Consider the following 19,240-nt stretch of genomic DNA (forward strand, 5'->3'; position numbering starts at 1 on the left):
GGGAGAAAACTTCCGCCGCCGTTCCGGCATTGCACATCCTCCAATCCAGACCAGACCTTATTAGGCCCACTGTCCGAAAAGTGGGAGGCGCGCCAACGCGTTCTGCCTGTTCGTCGGTCGCGCCGTAGAGGTTGGTCAGCATGACGACGACGGACCACTTCGGCTTGAGCCGGCCACCCTCGTAGCGACTGATCGTGCCCTTGTCCTGATCGAGGTGGGTAGCGACCTCCTCAAGCGTCTTCTTGCAGCCGTCGCGGAGTTCGCGCAGGTAGCCACCAAGTCGACGCGAGCCTTGTGTCACGAGTTCGGGCATGTTCGGGAGCATATCGCCTCCTCAAATCAACGCCTTTGCGTTGTTTGGTGTTGCTATCTGCCTATGGCGGAGTCTACTGTTGCGCGTGTTGGTCCAGTGACAACCAGTAGGCGGAGAACTCGGCAAACCGCTCACGCCCTGGTTGAGGACCAGCCGACGGCAGGTGGGGGCACTGACTCTGCGTCAGCGCTCCTGCCTGCCTGGCCAACGACGACGAGCCGCTGGGGGACCGTGTGCGACCTGGCACTGAGGGGTTGATCAGCATGGGTGCAGGGACGATTCCGGATGCGGTGCGTGATGGGGATCCGGCGGTGATCACGGTCGGCGTGATCCTGCTGTTGCTGGCGGTGGTGGTCATTTGGCTGGCGCGAGCGCGCCGGCCAACCGCCCCGAAGCGCGGTGCCCTGACCGTGGACAAGTTGAAGGCCCGCCTCGCGAAGGAAGCCGAAAGCATTCAGTCGAAGATCGACGAAGCTCGTCGCGCCGAGTTCACGAGGCTTGCGGAGGAAACCGCCCAGCGACGCCTCGACGAAGACACGCAGGTCATGGATCGGATTCCGGCGGCCACGCAGGAGGAGCGGACGGTGGAGTTCGCCTCGGTCTCGACCGTCGCGGTGCCGCAGCAGCAGACACGGCTCTCCCGCAAGCGGCGGCGGCCCTACACCGGGCTCACCCCGCGTCCTCGCCCGACGCCAAGACCGAAGTCTCTCGTATGAGCGTCTTCGTGTTCGGCTCGCGCGAGCACGCGCCGACGTGTCGGCAGCGTGGTGAGCATCCGCCAGTGCTGTGTGGGTGCGTGGTCCTCGGGGTGCCGGCCGAGCCGCACGCGCTGCTCGACACCGCGGGTACGCGGCTCAGCCGAGCCGTCGCCGATCTTCTCCGCTCATTTCAGCATCCACCCCACCCGCCACGGTCCGGCTAGAGCATCCCGCGCCCGCTCGCCGCACCGATATGCCTGCCCCCGGCCCGGTACCCCCATTTTCTTGCCGTGCCGGGGGCAGGCCCCCCATCTCCGGCCCCACCGCCCCTCCTTCCTGCGGGGCCGGACCCCACTCTCGCGAAGTAGGAAACCCATGCAGGACAAGGACAAGTTCACGCGCGCCCAAATCGCCGCGGCCGTTCCCGAGTGGATCGCATTTTCCAGTCTGGGAACGGATGGCGAGTACGCGAAGACGACGGACGGGGGCGGCCCGGTGTGGATCACCCGCGTGCCGAGCGAGGCCCGCGAAGACGGCTACGCCTACACGATCTTCGACGCCGCGGCCTGGGGGGCCTTCTCCGCCACCCTGACCTACGCCAGCTTTCGGGAGTTGCTCCGTGCCTAGCCCACTGCACCGCGTGCAGGACCCGACGGAGGTGGTGAAGGCGATCAAGCTGGGCAAGGCCGCCCTCTACCCGTGGGAGTGGCTGCCGCCAGATCTCGGGCCGCTCGACTGGGCCCACAAGATCGTCACCTACGGAACGCTCCTGGCCGTCGACATCGGCGTGAACCACGTCGCGCGCTTTCGGCTGAGCTTCGCCGTGAACCCGGCAATGGCGCCGACTAAGGAGCACATGGCGTTGGCGATGGCTGAGCTTGAGCACTACCGCGACGTTGGCCACGAGCTGATGCCCACCGAACAGGCGCTGCTGCTCGCGCAGCGCGTCCCCAGACTGGCGCTCTGACTCTTCGCGGATATGGAGCGCCTGAGCGGGCCCCGGGAGCGACGCCCGGGGCCCGCGTAACACCCGCGTACGAGCCCGTACGCGTGACCTAGAAAGGGAGATCGATGACAGCCGTATGTGAGCCGGCCTTCGCCAACGACCCGGTGGCGACCCACAGTGCGCAGTTCCCGCTGGGACCACTGCGGGAACGTGCGGGCGACGACGCCCCGTCCGCCCCGCACATTCGCCCGTGGGGCCTGCGCTGGATGCAGGAGGGACGGGTGGTCGGCTCCGAGGCGCCGAGGGGCACCTACGACCCGGCCAGTCAGCTCGCGGTCGACTCCGACGGTCGACCTCTGATTCAGATGGGTGCCCCAACCGCGAATTCCGTCTCGAATTCGGATGGCGACGAGGGGCCTTCCGAGGACTGGACCTATGACGCCGTGCCGGACAACCCGTACACGGTCTGATGTCCGTCCTCATCCTGACCGGGGAGCGTGACCCGTCCGCCGATCTGATGGTCTCCGCGCTGGAGAAGCGGGAGACGATCGTGCATCGGGTCGATACGTCCTGGTTCCCGGGCCAGCTCAGCCTCACCGCTGAGCTGGCCTCGGGCCGGTGGTGCGGCAGCTTGCGCACGCCGTACCGGACGATCGACCTCGACACCATTACGGCGGTCTGGTACCGGTCCCCGAGGATCTTCGATTTCCCGGCGGCGATGACCGCGACAGAGCGGCAGCACGCGACGATCGAGGCCAAGTACGGTCTCGGCGGCATCCTGATGACTCTGCCCGTCCTGTGGGTCAACCACCCCGCGCGGCTGGCCGACGCGGCATACAAGCCCGTCCAGCTGGTGACCGCGCAGCGTTGCGGCCTCACCGTGCCGGACACGTTGGTGACCAACGAACCCGAGGCCGTGCGGGCGTTCGCCGACAGCGGGCGGACCGTGAGCAAGATGCTCGGAGGCGTCTCCGTCGTGGAGGGCGGTGTCCGCAAGTTCTCCCGCACGCACCTGCTCGACCCGGCCGATCTCGACGATCTCCGCGGTGTCGAGCAGACCGCGCACCAGTTCCAACGGTGGGCGCCGAAGGCGCACGAAGCCAGGGTGATCGTGATCGGCGATCACCTCACGGCGGTGAGCATCCACGCCGACAGCGCCGCGTCGTACGTGGATTACCGCGCCGACTACGCCAGCTTGCGGTATGAGTTGGTGACCCCGCCGGCCGCTGTCGAGTCCGGCATCCGCAACCTGATGAAGGAACTCGGCTTGGTGTACGGCGCGATCGACTTCGTGGTGAGCCCCACCGGCGAGTGGGTGTTCCTGGAAGTCAACGCCGCCGGGCAATACGGGTGGCTGGAGGACCACACCGGCGCCCCGCTCACAGACCAGCTCGCAGACCTGCTCGCCGGAGGCATCGCATGACCGACTGGAAGGCGCGGCTGGATCGGCTTGCCGACGAGCTGGCCGAGCGCGGCAACCTCACCTCTCCCGACTGGCAGCGGGCGTTCCGTGCGGTACCGCGGCACGTGTTCGTCCCTGAGTTCTTCGAGCAGGGGCAGCGCGGTGGCTGGCGCCGAGTCCTGGCCACCGACGCCGACGGACTGGACGCGGTGTACTCGAACACGTCGCTGCCCACCGACGTCGATGAGCGAGGCCACGCGGTGTCCTCGTCCAGCAAGCCGGGGCTGATGACCCGCATGTTGGAGCTGCTCGACGTCAAGCGCGGCGACCGCGTACTGGAGATCGGCACCGGCACGGGCTACAACGCCGCCCTGCTCAGCGAGTACCTCGGTGACGAGAACGTGTTCAGCGTCGATATCGACTACGTCGACACCTCGCGGGAACGGCTCGCCGGGCTCGACTTCAGCCCCACCCTGCGCACCGGAGACGGCGTTCACGGGCTACCGGAGTTCGCTCCCTACAACCGGATCATCGCGACCGTTGCCGTACCTCGCATTCCCGCGGCCTGGGCCGAGCAGCTGCACGAGGACGGCATGATCCTGGCCGACCTCAAACTCACCATCTCGGCCGGCAACCTCGTGCTGCTGCGCAAGGACGGCGACTCGCTGATCGGGCGATTCGATCGCGGCTACGCGACGTTCATGGCGATGCGGCATCCCGGCGAACCCACCCCCCAGGCCAGCTCGCCGGCCGATGGAACCGAGGTTCGCCACGGCACCACCACCCACCCACCGCTCGCGTGGGAGCAGAGCGTCCCGTGGTTCCTCTCGGCACTGAAGCTCCCCAGCGACACGACGTACGGCCTGCAACTGGACAGCGACTACAAGCCGGCCAAAGCCACAATCACGAGTGCAGATGGCTCGTGGGCGCACGTCGACATTGCCGCAGGCGAGGACGGTCACCGCGCGGTTGCCCAGGCCGGGCCGAGGGACCTGTGGGACGCGGTCGAGTTTGGCTACGCCCAGTGGGACGAGGCGGGGCAACCGAGCTGGGACCGCCTCGGTCTCACGGTGTCACCGGACGGACGCCATACCGTATGGCTCGACGAACCGTCAGCCGGCCGGACATGGACGCTGCCCCGGTAACCGGCTGACCTGCTGAGCCGGCCGAGGTGGGCGCCGGGCGACGACCGGGCCCACCTCGGACTCAGTCGGGGTAGAGCCGCTCCTTCTGCACCACGTGTCCCCACGGGTAGATCCATGGGTTGAGCCCTTCGTCGGCGCATTGCTGGCACCGCCACACCCAGTGGCCACCGGCCGGCCCTTCCTTCGCGGTGCACTCCTTCCCGCAGCGCACGAAGTGCGAGCCGAACTCGCCCGGCGCCATGACGTGATGGTTTCCGCACATGCCCGGGTCTTCCGTGGAGAGCCGGACCTCGGACGAGAAGTAGAAGACCACAATTCAGTAGAACATTCATTCGATTCTGCGCGCGATCCGCAGGTCAGAGAGTTGGACTCGTGCCACATCGACCAACCAGACGGAGCAGTCTTGACGACGAGCCGGACAGCCGTGGGAGCGCGGTCTTCGACACCGTGTTCGCACCGCTCGTGCTCGTCGTTCCCATCTTGATCGTCGCGGGCGTGTTCGACGAGTGGTCGCACCTCGCCGGCACTTACGCCCGCTGGGCGATGTTCATCGTGGACGCCGCATGGGGCGCCGCGATGTTGTGGCGCCGGCTGCGTCGGATCCACCGGAGCGAGCACCAGGAGCCCGCCGAAGACGCGGGCGTCGAGTCTTCCAGCGTGCCGGCCGGAGGCGACCGGTGAGCGACCGCGGGCCCCACGGCTATGGCCACATCTGGATCGCCCTCGGCTTGGTCGCGTTCTGCGGCGCGCTCATCTGGGCTGGGTGGTGGGCGCTGAGCGAGCTGCTCGCCGGAGTCTCAGCCGCGCCCGCTCCACTCGTAGGCTCCACCCCGCCAGCACCCACGATTCGAGGACCAATTCACTGATGGCCATCCCACGCCTCGATTGGGAGCAGCTCCCTCCCGCCGTGCGCAACGCCGCGGAAGCCCTCCTTGGCCCGGTGCTTGCGGCCAAGACCGTCGGCGATGGGCAGAACTCCGCGATCGCGACCATCCTCGACACCGAGCAGGGCCGGGTCTTCATTAAGGGCCTGCGCACCGACCATCGCGCGGTCGTCACGCAGCAGCGCGAGGCGGCGATCAACCCGCACGTGCGGGCCGTCTCCCCGGAACTGCGGTGGCGGATCGAGATCCACGGATGGGATCTCCTCTGCTTCGAATACGTCGATGGCCGCTCAGCCGATTACACGCCCGGGTCGGCCGACCTGCCACAGGTTCTCGCCACGATGCGGCGTCTGGCAGAGCTGCCATGTCCGAACCTGCCGCCCCTGTACTTCCGACCGGCAGAACTCCGCTGGGCCGCGATGATCGAGGACCCCGCGGCGCGCCGACTCCTGGCCGGAGACACGATCCTGCACACCGACTACAACCCGTCGAACGTCCTCGTCACCAGCGACGGAGACGTCCAAGTCATCGACTGGGCGTGGCCCACGCGAGGCGCAGCCTGGATCGACCCGGCATGTCTGGTGCCACGCCTCATTGCCTGGGGGCATCCGCCGGAGAGTGCCGAGGACATCGCCCGGCAGTGTCCGGCGTGGCGCGACGCCGACCCTGCCGCGATCAACCTGTTCGCTAGGGGCCTGACGGCCATGTGGGAAGAGATCGCCCAGGATCAGCCGGACGAAGAGTGGAAGCAGACGCTCGCAGCGTCCGCTCGGCAATGGTTCGAGCACCGGTCGGCCACCGTGGGATTCTGACCACATCGCAGACGCGAGCTTCTGAATTGGGCGCAGAACGCAAAGAAGCCCCACCGCTCAACCCGGGTGAGGACGACACCGGGGAGCAGTGGGAGAACTGAGATAACACGGCCGTAACACCGTGCTGTGGCGCGTAACCGTCAGGGTGCGCACTCCGACATGTCTGAGGCTTGCGGTCTTCACCACGAGAAAACTCCATACCGAAAGTTGAGCAAAACCGTGAATCAGCCTCACCCGCAGCAGTCCTACCCTGAGCAGACTGCGCCCGTTCCGACCGCCCCGAAGAACGGGCTCGGCACCACCGGATTCGTGCTCGGGCTGATCGGCCTGATCTTCAGCTTCATTCCGATCATCGGGCTGGTCGCCTGGCCCCTGGTCATTCTCGGCATCATCTTCGCCGCTGTCGGGCTCGGCCGGATCCGCAAGCACCGCGCCACGAACAAGGGCCTCACCATTACCGGCCTGGTCCTGTCGGTGATCGGCCTGGTCATCTGCATCATCTGGACTGCCACCGCTACCAAGGCCGTCAGCGACCTGAACACCGAGGCCAACCGCAGCGTCACGGTGCACTACGAGGTCAGCGGCACCGCGAAGGATGCCACGATCACGTACTCGACGATGTCCGGCAGTGACTTGTCCACCAATCAGGAGCAGGCCAAGCTGCCGTGGTCGAAGGACGTCACCGCCCAGGGGCTGGTGAAGGGCGGCACGCTCACCGTCACGACCGGTGCCGGCGGCGGAAACGCGACCTGCAAGGTAGTTGTCGACGGCAAGGAGTCGAAGACCGCGACCGCCTCCGGCCAGTTCGCCACCGCCTCCTGCAACGGCTTCTGATCAGCATGGGCCGCGCATCTGTGATCGCCGCACTGGTGGCAGCCGTTGGGCTTACCGCGGCTGCGTGCGGATCCGACACCCCTGCTCCTTCGGCGACAACGCCTGCCTCGTCGGCAACAGCGCCTGCTCCGTCAAGCTATAAGTCGATGTTCACTGACACCAATGCCGCTGGTCCGTCGTTCGACGTGAAGGGGGCGCTGTCGCTGCTGGTCCCGAAGGGCTCTACGGGCTTGAAGAGTGGCGAGATCTGCCAGGGCACCGCGGTGTACGCCGACGCGAAGCTCGGGACCTTGGTGCAGGTGTACGACCAGACGGGGAAGGCACTTGCGTCGGGTGTGCTGGGCCAGGGTCAGTTCGTGGAAAACCCGCTGGGAGCTGCGTGCAGGTTCGACTTCACGGTCCGAGACGTGCCCGACGGTCTCCCGAACTATGGAGTCGAGATCGGGTCTCACGGCGTGCATACGGTTTCGTCGATAGAGGCGCACTCGTGGGTCGCGATCGCCGACGCCAGCTTCTGAGCCGACGCCAGCACACAAAAAAGCCCCCGCCGCTCAACCCGGGTGACGACAGCACCGGGGAGCGGCGGGGGCTTTCTGTGGACCGGCGGAAGGGAAGGGCCGGTCCGGCTTGCGGGATGCTTGCTCACGCAACGATCGCCTGGCAACTCCCGACTGATCCGTTGATCAGCTCGAAGAACGACATTGGGATGGACATGAACCGGACGGCCATCGCTGCGACAAGCGGTGCGCTTGGCGTGGTGGCATTGATCGGCGCGTTCGCTGGCGGCTACTTCGTGGGCCGCGGTACCAATCAGCCGACCACGACATTGAGTGCGCCGCTGGTGGCGATCTATACGTGCACGCATGATGCCGTTTCGGCGCCCTCGTCGTACGTGCTGACTTGTGCCGACGCCAACAGCCAGTTGCAGGGACTGCGGTGGTCGGGTTGGGGATCGCCGACTGCGCATGCTTCCGGTGTTTTGTCGCAGAACGACTGCATCCCGGACTGCGCCGACGGCCACTTCGTCCAATTCCCTGCGTCGGTCACCGTGACCGGTCTGGAAGGACTCGCCTACACGTGGCTGTCCGTGAAGGCACCTCAGGCGCCGGGCGGACCGTACGACTTCACTCTCACGTCGAATGGCCCGTCCTGATCGCCGGCGGCCACGACCGCGGGCCGCGCGACCGCCGAGCATGGCGCCGCGCCCCATTCGGGGGTGTCGACGGGCCTCAGACGACCGCTGGTGGGCTTTGCGGGGTGTTGCGGACTGCGTACACGACGACGGCACCCAGGAACGCGGTCAGCAGCTGCCACCAATCGGTCGGCGTGGTGGCTTCGGCGCCGATGACGTTCACGACGGCGGTGAGGCCGGTCATGATCACGGCGAGGACGAGTTTCGTGGCTCGGGCACCGGGCACGTTGGGCGCGGCGAACACGCTGGCGGCGGTGGCGACAGCGATGGCGATATTCACCCACTCCAGGGTGGAGATCATCTGGTCGCCGGTGAGTGCGGCGAGGACGGCGGAGACTCCAGCGGCGAGGACGGCGACGGCGGCTTTGGCGTACTGCATGGCCATCATCACCGGAAGCTCAGGGACGCGGCGCGCTCGGGGTGGTCTTTGGCGTAGCTGTAGATGATGCTGCCGTTGGTCGCGCCGGGCGCGACGTCGATCTTCCAGGGGCGTAGCCGGTCGACGCGGAAGTCCTTTTCGTAGGACCACTTGTAGTCGAAGTCCGTACCGGGCGGCAGGCCGTCGCCGGCTTGCCAGATGCCGTGCACGATCATGCTGTCCATCGGGCAGTTGACGCGGATTTTCGTCGCGCCGGCGGGAATGTCAAACGACAGCGAGCGCCGGTCTCCGGCGTCGAGCTTCATGTTGGTCTCCTCGTCGTCGGTGAGGGTCGCGGCGGACGTCTGCGCGGGCGGGGCGCCGGCCAGCAGGAGCGCGGAGAGATTGCCGGTGTAGCTGAGGTCGACCGATCCGACGGTGCCGGCGGCCCGGCCGTTGCTGATGAACTGGTGCAGGTCGACGCGGCCGGCATAGTGCGTGACCTGGTTGCGTTGCCCGTTGTTGACGCCGTACTCCGCGGCCCAGGTGATGTCCCAGTCGTAGGGCCAGCTGTCGGGCTTGAGGCTGGCGAGCCACGACGTGGAGGCGTAGAGGACCACCCGCGGGAAGGCGTCGTGCACGCGTTCGAGGAACGCCCGCGCGAAGGCCGGCCGCTGGGCCACGGGGATGTCGCCGGTCTCCAGGTCCAGCGCGGGGGCGAGCATCCCGCCGTACTTGCGGTACATCGCGATGAACACGTCGGCCTGCGCGGTCGCGCTGCCCTGCTGCGCGAAGTGGTAGCCCCCGTAGGGAATTGCGGAGGCGCGGCATCCGGCCACGTAGTCGTCGGCGGTGACTTGGGCCGGCCCATTGCCGTCGGAGTACTTGATGTACGCGGCGTCCACGGCACCGTGAAGCAGCTCCAGTTGGTGATCGCGTTGTATTTCTTGTACAGGTCGATGACGAGCGCCATCGGATTGCCGGACATCGGGCCGCTATGCCGCGAGCCGGTCAGACGCGTCACATGCAGGGCTCGGCCGGGTTGCCCGATGAGCGGTTCGCCGCACCGACGCGTCCCACAGCACTAGTCGGCCGAGCTCCTCGACCTCTCGCCGTTGAGCACAGGCGTCGAAACTGCCGGGGCCGGCGTCTGGCTCAAGATCGACATTCACACGCTGATGAACACGACCGACCTCCAGGTCCTCGCCGTCGACCAACGACCTCAGCTCCGCGGCGCGGACAAAGCGATCGGCGGTTGCGTCGCTGAGCCCCTGCGCGTGCGCCACCAGCTCAGCCTGAGCCGAGAGCGCCTCCTGCGCCAGGTGCCGAGCCAAGATCAGCGCGTCGTAGATGTCCACGACCTCCCGCTGCGTATCGAGATCGGCCGGCGATCGCCGCGCCATGGTCTGACGGATGGGATCGACGTACAGCCACAGCCGGTGGATTGTCGCGCGGTTCGTCCGGCATGCCCGTCGCCGCCGAAACCAGGATGTCCAGTGGGCGAGCTCGGCGTAGCTCGAGCCGATCGCAAGCAGCGCCCCTGCACCGCCCTGGATGATCAGCGGCCACCAACCCTCTGACGATGGCACGGCACGAGGCACCACGATCGCGACCAGCGCGACCGCAACTCCTGTGGCACTCGCTGCGAAACCTCCAGCGGTGAGGGAGATGCCGGTCCGGACAACTGGATCGGTCTGCCGCGCAACCCTGATCAACAACACGGCGCACAACCCGAGGACGATCCCGGTGTACAGGCCGAAGGCACCCATGTATACGAGGCGCGTCACCCGGCCCGTGCTGACGCCGGACAACTCGGCTCCGGCAATCAAGACGACGATCGCCGTGCTCGCCGCAGCCACCGCAACCCCGTAGCGAAGGCGCAAGCGGACGGCCCCCACCAGCCGGATCAACCCCAAAGCACCAACGGTCGAAGCCAGGCCCACCGCTTCCCGAATCATCGCGGACGCATTCGACACATCGAGTGCGCGATCGACAGCCGCGGCCAACTCGGGCGCCCGCAGTGCCACCGACAGCCCCACCAGGAGCAGCATCCAGCCCAGGTAGGTGCGGGCCAGCGCCCCGCGTCGGTGGTGAGCGATCCATAAGGCCCGAAGTCCCTCTCCCACTATGAGCGCTCCGATCACGCAGGCGACCCAGCTCATCGCCTCACGCATCGGAGTCCGCCAGGTCGGCCCGAGCCGCGAATCCGGCGTGCAGGTGCTGCTGCGCGCGGGTGCGGCGAGGCTTCCGAGGCGTCACGTTGTGCTGGACGATCACGGCCGTCAGCTGGTGCGCGAATTCCTCGACGATGAGCTCGTCGAGTTCGGATCGGTCGGGGTCGCCGGGGCGATGGCATCCCGGCCCTGTCAACCCAGCGTCCTCGAGGAGGATGTGGCCAAGCTCGTGGAACTGGATGTGCTTCGCGTGCCCCTCGTTGATGCCCCGGATCACGAGGATGTAGTCGGCGGTCGTGGTCCTGAACAGCATGCCCGTGGGTAGGACCCCGGACAGCGCGCCGCGCATCAGCTGGATGGGCTTGTCTCTCTTCCGGCTGATCGCCGCGACGAACGCGTGCATGTTGAACGGCCACACGAGTGGCAAGGCCTCGATGACTTCCGCGATTCGCTGCGCCGTGCCGGCCGGCAGGACGTGCGGCTGCTGGGGTTGGTTGTTCATGGGGTTCTCCAGTGGAACTGCCTCGGGCGATTCCGCGGTGGTCACCGCGGATCGGTCGACGTCCTGCCCAACGCGTGTCCGGGTGGTTCTAGCGCTCCCCGCCCGTTTGCGAGACGGCGAAAGGGCCGTCGGGAACAGCGGGAGGCGGTACTCGGCACCGGATGCCCCTTTGAATTTCCACGATCGATGAAACGCGTCGATAGTGCGACGGCCGCGCGGGTGCCAACCTGCTCCTGGTGGCGCCCGCGCCGCCGTCTTCTCAATGCGTTGCCGGACGGTCCGTGCCTGGCCTGCTCAGGTATACGGGGCCGCATGCCACTCACCGGAAGCGAAGTGGTCCACTCACGGAGGGCTGAGTGGGCCTTTTGTCACCCGTTCGGACCATGCAGCCCAGGCTTTTCCCGATCACAGGGACCAGCCGCTGGACATGGTGTTAGCTGGATTCTGTGGCTCGGGACAACGTGACGTACCAACGACGCTTTCACGAAGCCGTACAGATCCTCGGCGGACGGTGGATGATCGCCGTCCTGGCGGAGCTCGCCGTCGGCGAGGTCCAGTACAAGGAATTGCTCGCCATGGTCAACGAAGCCGAGACCCGCCCCGGCAACGGAGCCGACGTGCGTCCCCTCTCGGACCAGTCATTGACGCAGACCCTGAAGCGGGCCGTTGAGCACGGTCTCGTCATCCGCCGCGAAGAGCCCGGCCAGATCAAGAAGACGTTCTACCGCCTGACCGCCAAGGGCGAGTCCGGGCTGCTCTCGACGCGCTCACTGATCCAGTGGGCGCAGGAGTTCGACGAGGACGAAGCCGACGAGGAGTCCGCGTAGAACTACGGCCGCGCGGCGACGACGTAGTTACGCCCGTGCTGTTTCGCCCGGTAAACAGCCAGATCGGCGACCCGCAACAGGTCTTCGAGGTCCTGATCTCCGTCCTGGTCGCCGGCGACACCGACCGACACGCTCACCGTCGGCGGCTGCCCAGCTCGATCACCGTCGCGCCGTAGCTCAGCCTTCGGGTCGCTGACCGCCAGGCGGATGCGCTCGGCGACGTCGACGGCGCCGTCGATCGTGATGTCGGATAGGAAGATCACGAACTCCTCGCCACCGAACCTGCCGACGAGATCCCCGAGCCGCACCTGCCGGCGGATCACTTCCGCGACGCGGAGGAGGACTTGGTCACCGACCAAGTGCCCATGGACGTCGTTCACCCGCTTGAAGAAGTCGAGGTCCGCCATGAGCAGTGCGACCGGGTATCCGCGGCGCCGCGCCTTCTCGAGGCCGCTTTCTGCCAGGCAGCGCCACGTGTACATGTTGAGCAAGCCGGTCTTGGCGTCAGTCGTCGCAGCCACCTCGAGGTGCTGCACCGACGCACTTCGGTGCAGCACGTAGACCAGGGGAACAATGAAAACGGCCAGCCACGGTCGCCACTCCATGAGCACCGCGGTCAGGACGCCAAGGCACAGTGTCACGATCTCGAGCGCGTTCTCGCCCCATCTGCCGAGCAGCCGTGGGATCGACCGCTCGCCGTCCGCCTGAGAGATCACCAGTCCGACGAGGACCGAGTTCGCTGCCCAGAAGGAGAAGATGACCAACGAGAACCCGATCAACGACTGCGGTCCCACGGCGTCCAGCACGCGGTGCCCACCGAAGAGCTGAGCCACACCAGCGGCAGCGCTGGTCGACACGATCATGCCGCTCGCGTTGAACGTCGCCCGGTACACGGTGAGCCCGGCCGCCGTTCGCCAGGCGCGCCGCCACAGGTGCGCGTACAGCACCGCGGCCGCGACCGCCCCCAAGAACGGGCCGGTCAGCAGCGTGACCGCCAGGATGGTCACCGAGCTCATGTTGACGTGCGGGGTGTCCGCCAGCCGCCGGCGCATCTGTTCGATGTACCGGGTGAGCTCCGCGACCAGCACTCCCACGACGACCAGGACGCCGAACCGCACGACGTCGCGCCCTGACAACTCGCTGGTCAGCGCCGTCGCGGCCACGAGTGCCGCCGCCGCGGCGTCGACACTGAGCACCGTTGCCAGCACCGACCGCGGCAGCGTCCACACCTTCCAGCCGCGTAGTCCGGGTGCCCGTTCACCCTCGTCATCGTGACGACTCACGCCGGCTCGCCTCCGACCTGCATACTGAAGCCCTGTGCATTGCCGGCCGGGTCGGCGGCTTCACGCGTCGCTCCCGCGTGCCTACCCCGGTCGACGTGACGGTCCGGTTCCCGGGGGGAGGTGTCCGAGGTGCGTGGCAAGGACTGGTGAACGGGTTGACGTCTCGTGATCGACCCCGGCTCGCTCCCGGGTGCAGTCCGGGAGCGAACCGCTTTCCACAGCACGCCGACGACCACGGCCAGCAGGGCCGCACTCGCGCCGGCGGCCGCCACGGTCTTGGAAGGGCCGATGGCGTCGGCGAGCACGCCGCCGACGACAACGGCCAGGCCTTGTGAGCAGTACATGGTGGTGCCCATCCGGCCCATAACGCGCCCTCGGCGGTGATCCGGCACGACATCCACCACGATCGTCTGCGTCTGGATCAGGTACATCTGCGACAAAGCTCCCGAAGCTGCCCACAGTAGGACGGACACGAGCAGCACCGGGCCGAACCCGCAGAAGACCAGCACACCGCCCGCTACCGCCGCCAGCGCGACTGCCGCCGCCGGCGAGACCGGCAGCCTGACCTTCGTGCTCAGCCAGGCCCCGACAGCGCTGCCCACCGGATCCGCGGCCAGCAAGAGACCCACGCCCACGGCGCTGGTTCCCAATCCGGCGCCGTACGGTGCCGCGATACCTTCGGGGACAATGTACAAGCCCAGCAGGCAAACCAGCGCGTAGAGGGCCACGACGTTCGACCGCTCGCCTTTTGCAGCTCCACTGGCGCCGCCGGAGTCGGGTTTCGCGGACGCCGCAGCGGCCGGGCGCGCCCGAACGCCGACGGCGATCAGCACCGCGCTCAGGACGAACGTTCCAGCGTCGAGCGCCATCCCGACGTGCGGTTCGACGACGGCAAGCAGCAGACCACCGCCGGCGAAGCCGGCCAGCTGCGCCACCTGCGTCGTGAACTGGCGCAGAGCCAGACCCGCTTCGTACTGCTCACTGCGCTGAAGAACCTGCGGCAGCACCGACATCTGAGCAGCCTTGAACGGCCCGGCCGCAAGGCTCAGCAGTCCCACGCACACCCACAACACCGGCAGAGACAATCCCGGAATCGCCATCGTGCCCGCCAGGACAGCCCGCGCACCGTCGGCGATCACCATCACACGACGGCGCGGATACCGGTCAGCGAGGCCGGAAAGCAGAACGCCGCCCAGCAGCGATGGAATGAGGGTCAGCCCGTAGGTCAATGCCGTCAGCAGCGCCGACGACGTCCGGGCGTACACCACCAATGCGAGCGCGACCCGCGCCAACTGGTCGCCCGCGACCGAGATCAGCTCCGCCAGCCAGAGGACCCGGAACTCGGAGTTCCGCAACGGGTACAAAAAACCCGGCTTGCCGTGCAGTGCCATTACTCCCCCGCATCGATCACCTGACGACCGACCGCCGACACATCGTGTCGTCCTGATGACGGTAAGTCGCCCCCACCTCTGATCGTGAAGAACCGTCCCCCTTCACTCGAAGGGGGTAACGATCACTCAGAGGCACAATGGCGACGCGGAAGGCCGCCTCGCGGGCCGGACAGTGCATACGACCGCCAACGCGGCCAAGACGTCATGCGAACGTCGATCATGCGGCCTCCCCTGCCGAAATGACCCCAAGTGGCGCATTCTCCCCAATGCCCACTCAAGTCGATCAAGATAATGCCTCTCAGTGGGCGAACATGTGCACACAGCAACTAATCACCTGAATGTCGCAACACAATTACGTTCAGCAATCGTTTACTCCCGGTGTTCCCGACGAATCGGGCGCAGCTGAGGTGTGTACGCGTCGGCAACCCGGGCGAACACCGCGTTGTCCTCGAGCGTCCCGATCGACACGCGGACGCCCTCGGGGTATCCGAGCACCGCGACGCCATAGGCGCGGCAGTGCTCCACGAACGAGGCCGACTGGTCGCCAAGCGGGAGCCAGAGGAAGTTCGCCCGACTGTCAGCCACGGGATACCCGGCCGCGCCGAGAACGTTGGCCAAGTGCGCGCGGTCCGATGAGATCCGCCGGCACCTCAGCACCGTCTCGCGCGGGTCTCCGAGCACCGCTGCCGCCGCCTCCTGCGCCGGTCTCGATACCCCGAAAGGAACGGCTGCCCGGCAGAGCCTGACGCAGACATCCGGCGACGCCACGGCGTAGCCGACCCGCAAGCCCGCAAGCCCGTACGCCTTCGAAAAGCTCCTCACCGCCACGACGTTTGCCTGGCCGGCGGCCCAGCATTGCTGCGCGAACTCGACTCCGTCAACCACGTCCGGGCCGTCGTCGAAGCCAAAGTAAGCCTCGTCCAGCACGACGAGCACACGCGACGGGAGGTTGTCGACGAAACGGCGCAGGTCGTGCTCCGCGACAATCGTCCCGGTCGGATTGTTCGGGTTGCACAACACGACCACTCGCGTCGCCGCGGTCACCGCCGCCAGCATCGCCTCGAGGTCGAGCCGGTGACGCCCGGTCAAGGGGATGCGCTGCTGACCGTTGCCGGCGGCGCTGAGCAACACGGGGTACGCCTCGAACCCAGGCCAGCCGAACATCACGAGATCGGCTGGGTCGGGCGCGGCGATGCGCCCGAGGCGGTGCAGAACCTCCGCCGCGCCGGCGCCGACCACAACGCAGTCCGGAGACAAGCCGTGGTGACGGGCGATTGCCTCCACCAGCACCGCCGCGGAGGTGTCGGGGTACCGATGGACGTCGTCGGCGGCCCGGCGGACAGCGTCGACAGCCACCGCCAGCGGCCCACCGGCCAACTCGTTGGTCGACAGGGTCACGCTGTCGACGCGCCCGGGCGTGTACGCAGGAATCTCCCGTGTCGTCACCACGGCATCCGGCCTTCCGCCGTGGCTTGTGTATTCCGGTCGCGGTGCTGGTTCTGCAGATCTTCCACACGAGCGGCAGCGATCGGGTCAAGGTCAGGCAGGAGCTCGACGTCGCGGTTGGCGTGTGGGTCGGTCCGCACTTCGAGCGCCACGACCGAGCTCTTGCGGGACAGATTGAGGGCGGCGTGCGGTACCCCTGCGGGGATCAGGATCTGTTCTCCCGCGCCGTGCCGGATCGGCTGCATGGTCTCGCCCCACAGCGTCGCCGCCCACCCGCGCAGTACGTGGACGAGGACATCGGCGCCAAGGTGGACGTGGGCCCTGCTGAGGTGACCGGGCGGCATCGTGATGCCGTAACTCGACAACCTCGTTCCGGAGACAGTTCCCGAGTGCACGATCGGCGTGAGCGCCTGGCCTTGCGGCGACACCTCACGGACGGCGTGGTCGATCCGCACGCAGGTGGGACGACGCGTGACATCGATAGACATGAGCGACCCATTTCTTTGTGGGCAAGCAAAGGGACCTGGGGAGACGGGCGGCAAATCGCCGAGGACAGCCCGTCTCCCCAGGTGTTCAGGGGTGTGCCTGAGCCGGACGACTCAACACCACGGAACCTTCGGCAGGCCGTTTCCGCCGTTGCCGGGGCCGGTGAACTGCGTGACGTACCAGAGGTCTTGGCGCATCCAGCCGGTCCGCCAGCCCTGCGGTGTCTCCACGTCCAGGTAGCCCCACGCGAAGCCGTCGGATCCGGAGATCTTGCAGCCGACGAACGCGGTGTAGTTCGGGTAGGCCAGAGCAAGCACCGCACCGTTCGGGACCGACGCCCGCAACCGGGCGCCGGTCGAAGCGATCGTGACGTTGATCCCCGACTGGGTGGACACTCCACCGTCCGCTGCGCTCAGTCGCTTGGCGACAGCCCGCTCGTGGGCGAAGCCATGCGGCGACACGCTAAACCCGGTGATGCGGGTCCCGTCCGGTGCGATTGCCCGGACGTCAGGCCCCGCGACACCACCGGGCGGCGCGCCGACTTCCGTGTCCCCGCCCGAAGACGTGGTCATGGCGTACGCCGGCATCACGCTTGCGACTGACGCCGCGGCGGCGATCAGGCCGACGACGACCCAGGTTCGGGTCTTGCGTTCCCGAGTGGTCTTGGCCCGAGGCCCGTTCGAGTTCGACATCAACTTGGTCCCTCCTTGGAGAGAGCCGCCCTGCACCGAAGGCAACGGCGGCGGCGTCCACAAGCGACGGACGCCGTCGACGACGTTCGCACCAGGACGACTGGAGGGCAGAACGGCGCCCGACAAGGGGCGCAGCAACAGGATGACCCGGCGGGAGGCAGGCCGGCGTCCGGGAGACGGCGCCCTCCCCGACAACCGTCTCCCGGACCGGACCGCAGCTGACCACTAGGGGGGATAAAGCGGGGCCGCTGCCCGGAAGGCCCCGACACGATCACTCCCGTCTGGATCATGCCCGGGTTCCTTCTGGCTTCAGCCTGCCCAAGAACGCCAATATTGTCAACACAGTGATACAACACTGGCCTCTGGTCGACTTCTGTGTCACCACGTCGTCACATTGACCCGTAGGCGTCCTGCGCGACGTCGGCGCGAAGAGCCGAGCAGACCCGCGCCCGTGCGCAAGCCCGTCAGCTCACCGACGCCGTTCTGTCAGGGGCTTGCGCACGAGCGAGCGGGTCCGCTGGAACGGCCGGCGCCCACGCCCGCCCAGGAAGCCGAGGACCGACATGACACGGCCGTCCAAGCTCGCCCTCACCAAACGAGAGCTCGAAGTCCTGATCCACATCGCGTCCGGCCTCGGAAATGCTGGGATCGCCAAGCACGAGTTCATCTCGATCGAGACCGTTCGCACCCACGTCAAAAGCGTGCTGCAGAAGCTCCGGGCTCGAAACCGCGCGCACGCCGTCGCGATCGCCTACCGCACCGGGGTCCTGACAGTGCCGCAGACCGCAGCCGAAGCGGAGAAACCGGCCACGACGCCGTTGCACCACACCGGGTCGACGGTACCCGCGTGGAGCCGACTCGAACACCGCCGCACCGATCTGCGCCTTCGATAGCCCGCAGAGCGGTCACGAGTGCAGCGATCGCACCAAAGCCCAGAAAGGACAATTACGATGTCCCACACGATCGAACAAGCCTGGGCGTACCTGGTTATCGCATGCGAACCGCCGGCGCCGAACACTGCACGTCTCGCGCGTGACCTCGGCCCGCTCGAGGTCGTTCGACAGTATGAGGCTGGCGCGCTGTCCGATGAAGCGAAGGCCGAGTTCCGGTCCTACTTCGGTGGATGGGATGCCATAGACCACGACTTCGCCGCCGCGGAGGCACTCGGCGCGCGGCTGGTCGTTCCTGGCGACGCCGAGTGGCCGGTCGCGTTGGACGACGGGCCGGTCGCACCACCCCTGGCTCATTGGGTCCGCGGCGCGGGGCGCCTGAACGACCTCACGACTCGGGCCGTCGCTGTCATCGGCACTCGGCTGGCAACCCCTTACGGCGACCACCACGCGGCCGAAATCGGTGCTCAGCTGGCAGAACGCGGATGGGCGATCTGGAACAGCTGCTCTCACGGAATCGAGGTGGCAGCGCAACGTGGCGCGCTGTCGACGGGCAGGGCACGCGCAGCCGTCGTCGTCGCGCACGGCCTTAACCACGTCTACCCGTTCAGCCACGACCGGCAGTTCGAGCACATCGCCGAGAAGGGCCTGATCGTAAGTGAGCACAGCCTGACCACCGTGCCCAGCCGTCACCGCTTCCAGATGCGGAATCGCCTGATCGCCAAGTTGACGGCCGGCCTGGTGTTCATCGAGGCAACGAACCGCAGCGGCGTCCGCAGCGCCGCCGGCTACGCACAGGAACTGGGCCACCCCGTCCTGGCCCTGCCTGGTCCGATCTCTTCGGCACAGTCGAACGGTTGCCACCGGCTGATCGCCGACGGCACCGCCGAGCTCTTCACCACTGTGGACGACATCGAGCGCGCCCTCAATCCAGATTCTTCATCCGCCGCAGGGTGATCGTTCGC

At 67.3% G+C, this 19,240-nt stretch carries 25 protein-coding genes; 14 read left to right on the plus strand and 11 right to left on the minus strand.

Annotated elements, in window-relative coordinates:
* A partial coding sequence (locus AB0878_RS44755) for a helix-turn-helix transcriptional regulator (RefSeq protein WP_366588573.1) occupies nt 1-313 on the minus strand: 313 nt, incomplete at its 3' end.
* A 263-nt stretch (nt 314-576) separates the two neighbouring features.
* Here AB0878_RS44755 and AB0878_RS44760 point away from each other — a divergent pair.
* The 6 genes from AB0878_RS44760 (at nt 577) to AB0878_RS44785 (ending at nt 4,504) form a co-directional block, all read left to right on the plus strand.
* Nucleotides 577-1,029, plus strand: a complete 453-nt coding sequence (locus tag AB0878_RS44760) for a hypothetical protein (protein ID WP_366588575.1) — start codon at nt 577-579, stop codon at nt 1,027-1,029.
* 357 nt (nt 1,030-1,386) lie between these two features.
* Complete coding sequence (locus tag AB0878_RS44765) at nt 1,387-1,638, plus strand: hypothetical protein (protein ID WP_366588578.1); 252 nt, start codon at nt 1,387-1,389, stop codon at nt 1,636-1,638.
* Nucleotides 1,631-1,978: a hypothetical protein gene (locus tag AB0878_RS44770; protein WP_366588580.1), complete on the plus strand. Its 348-nt coding sequence runs from the start codon at nt 1,631-1,633 to the stop codon at nt 1,976-1,978. Before AB0878_RS44765 ends, AB0878_RS44770 begins: the two co-directional genes overlap by 8 nt.
* Nucleotides 1,979-2,082: 104 nt before the next feature.
* A complete protein-coding gene (gene tgmA, locus AB0878_RS44775; RefSeq protein ID WP_366588582.1) occupies nt 2,083-2,427 on the plus strand; it encodes a putative ATP-grasp-modified RiPP in 345 nt (114 codons plus the stop codon).
* The gene (gene tgmB / locus AB0878_RS44780) at nt 2,427-3,380 is read left to right on the plus strand and encodes an ATP-grasp ribosomal peptide maturase (protein ID WP_366588584.1); all 954 of its coding nucleotides are present in this window, start codon (nt 2,427-2,429) and stop codon (nt 3,378-3,380) included. Before tgmA ends, tgmB begins: the two co-directional genes overlap by 1 nt.
* Nucleotides 3,377-4,504: a protein-L-isoaspartate carboxylmethyltransferase gene (locus tag AB0878_RS44785; protein WP_366588587.1), complete on the plus strand. Its 1,128-nt coding sequence runs from the start codon at nt 3,377-3,379 to the stop codon at nt 4,502-4,504. The genes tgmB and AB0878_RS44785 overlap by 4 nt, the downstream gene beginning before the upstream one ends.
* A 61-nt stretch (nt 4,505-4,565) precedes the next feature.
* Here the strand turns inward: AB0878_RS44785 and AB0878_RS44790 are convergent, their stop codons facing one another.
* A complete protein-coding gene (locus tag AB0878_RS44790) occupies nt 4,566-4,745 on the minus strand; it encodes a hypothetical protein (RefSeq protein ID WP_366588590.1) in 180 nt (59 codons plus the stop codon).
* A gap of 221 nt (nt 4,746-4,966) precedes the next feature.
* Between AB0878_RS44790 and AB0878_RS44795 the strand changes: the two genes are divergently transcribed.
* The 5 genes from AB0878_RS44795 to AB0878_RS44815 all read left to right on the plus strand — a co-directional run bounded on the left by AB0878_RS44795 (nt 4,967) and on the right by AB0878_RS44815 (nt 8,187).
* Nucleotides 4,967-5,185, plus strand: coding sequence for a hypothetical protein (locus AB0878_RS44795; RefSeq protein WP_366588593.1), 219 nt, complete (start codon nt 4,967-4,969; stop codon nt 5,183-5,185).
* Between the two features lie 184 nt (nt 5,186-5,369).
* Nucleotides 5,370-6,200, plus strand: a complete 831-nt coding sequence (locus AB0878_RS44800) for a hypothetical protein (protein WP_366588595.1) — start codon at nt 5,370-5,372, stop codon at nt 6,198-6,200.
* A 207-nt stretch (nt 6,201-6,407) separates the two neighbouring features.
* Nucleotides 6,408-7,034 carry a DUF4190 domain-containing protein gene (locus AB0878_RS44805; RefSeq protein WP_366588597.1) on the plus strand — a complete coding sequence of 209 codons (627 nt, stop codon included), beginning with the start codon at nt 6,408-6,410 and terminating at the stop codon, nt 7,032-7,034.
* 146 nt (nt 7,035-7,180) lie between these two features.
* Nucleotides 7,181-7,552, plus strand: coding sequence for a hypothetical protein (locus AB0878_RS44810; RefSeq protein WP_366588599.1), 372 nt, complete (start codon nt 7,181-7,183; stop codon nt 7,550-7,552).
* A 161-nt stretch (nt 7,553-7,713) separates the two neighbouring features.
* Nucleotides 7,714-8,187 (plus strand): hypothetical protein, encoded by a 474-nt coding sequence (locus AB0878_RS44815; RefSeq protein ID WP_366588601.1) that lies wholly within the window; start codon nt 7,714-7,716, stop codon nt 8,185-8,187.
* 76 nt (nt 8,188-8,263) lie between these two features.
* Here the strand turns inward: AB0878_RS44815 and AB0878_RS44820 are convergent, their stop codons facing one another.
* The 4 genes from AB0878_RS44820 to AB0878_RS44835 form a co-directional block, all read right to left on the minus strand.
* Nucleotides 8,264-8,614, minus strand: a complete 351-nt coding sequence (locus tag AB0878_RS44820) for a hypothetical protein (protein WP_366588603.1) — start codon at nt 8,612-8,614, stop codon at nt 8,264-8,266.
* Entirely contained in the window at nt 8,614-9,489 is an 876-nt protein-coding gene (locus AB0878_RS44825) for a GH25 family lysozyme (RefSeq protein ID WP_366588605.1), read from the minus strand. Before AB0878_RS44825 ends, AB0878_RS44820 begins: the two co-directional genes overlap by 1 nt.
* Nucleotides 9,490-9,579: 90 nt before the next feature.
* A complete protein-coding gene (locus AB0878_RS44830; RefSeq protein ID WP_366588607.1) occupies nt 9,580-10,635 on the minus strand; it encodes a hypothetical protein in 1,056 nt (351 codons plus the stop codon).
* 115 nt (nt 10,636-10,750) lie between these two features.
* Entirely contained in the window at nt 10,751-11,305 is a 555-nt protein-coding gene (locus AB0878_RS44835) for a hypothetical protein (protein ID WP_366588609.1), read from the minus strand.
* A gap of 416 nt (nt 11,306-11,721) precedes the next feature.
* Between AB0878_RS44835 and AB0878_RS44840 the strand changes: the two genes are divergently transcribed.
* The gene (locus AB0878_RS44840; protein WP_366588721.1) at nt 11,722-12,087 is read left to right on the plus strand and encodes a winged helix-turn-helix transcriptional regulator; all 366 of its coding nucleotides are present in this window, start codon (nt 11,722-11,724) and stop codon (nt 12,085-12,087) included.
* A 2-nt stretch (nt 12,088-12,089) separates the two neighbouring features.
* Here AB0878_RS44840 and AB0878_RS44845 read toward each other — a convergent pair whose 3' ends face one another.
* From AB0878_RS44845 to AB0878_RS44865, 5 genes are all read right to left on the minus strand, one after another.
* Nucleotides 12,090-13,370, minus strand: a complete 1,281-nt coding sequence (locus AB0878_RS44845) for a GGDEF domain-containing protein (RefSeq protein ID WP_366588611.1) — start codon at nt 13,368-13,370, stop codon at nt 12,090-12,092.
* The gene (locus AB0878_RS44850) at nt 13,367-14,761 is read right to left on the minus strand and encodes an MFS transporter (protein ID WP_366588613.1); all 1,395 of its coding nucleotides are present in this window, start codon (nt 14,759-14,761) and stop codon (nt 13,367-13,369) included. Before AB0878_RS44850 ends, AB0878_RS44845 begins: the two co-directional genes overlap by 4 nt.
* Before the next feature lie 369 nt (nt 14,762-15,130).
* The gene (locus tag AB0878_RS44855; protein WP_366588615.1) at nt 15,131-16,207 is read right to left on the minus strand and encodes an aminotransferase class I/II-fold pyridoxal phosphate-dependent enzyme; all 1,077 of its coding nucleotides are present in this window, start codon (nt 16,205-16,207) and stop codon (nt 15,131-15,133) included.
* Nucleotides 16,204-16,662, minus strand: a complete 459-nt coding sequence (locus tag AB0878_RS44860; protein WP_366588617.1) for a cupin domain-containing protein — start codon at nt 16,660-16,662, stop codon at nt 16,204-16,206. Before AB0878_RS44860 ends, AB0878_RS44855 begins: the two co-directional genes overlap by 4 nt.
* Nucleotides 16,663-16,806: 144 nt before the next feature.
* The gene (locus AB0878_RS44865; protein ID WP_366588619.1) at nt 16,807-17,523 is read right to left on the minus strand and encodes a hypothetical protein; all 717 of its coding nucleotides are present in this window, start codon (nt 17,521-17,523) and stop codon (nt 16,807-16,809) included.
* Nucleotides 17,524-17,948: 425 nt separating this feature from the next.
* Here AB0878_RS44865 and AB0878_RS44870 point away from each other — a divergent pair, with 425 nt between their 5' ends.
* Nucleotides 17,949-18,278, plus strand: a complete 330-nt coding sequence (locus AB0878_RS44870) for a LuxR C-terminal-related transcriptional regulator (protein ID WP_366588622.1) — start codon at nt 17,949-17,951, stop codon at nt 18,276-18,278.
* 57 nt (nt 18,279-18,335) lie between these two features.
* A complete protein-coding gene (locus tag AB0878_RS44875) occupies nt 18,336-19,232 on the plus strand; it encodes a DNA-processing protein DprA (RefSeq protein WP_366588624.1) in 897 nt (298 codons plus the stop codon).
* Nucleotides 19,233-19,240: the final 8 nt, after the last annotated feature.

This window comes from Amycolatopsis sp. NPDC047767 (genome assembly GCF_040704195.1).
Lineage (GTDB): Bacteria > Actinomycetota > Actinomycetes > Mycobacteriales > Pseudonocardiaceae > Amycolatopsis.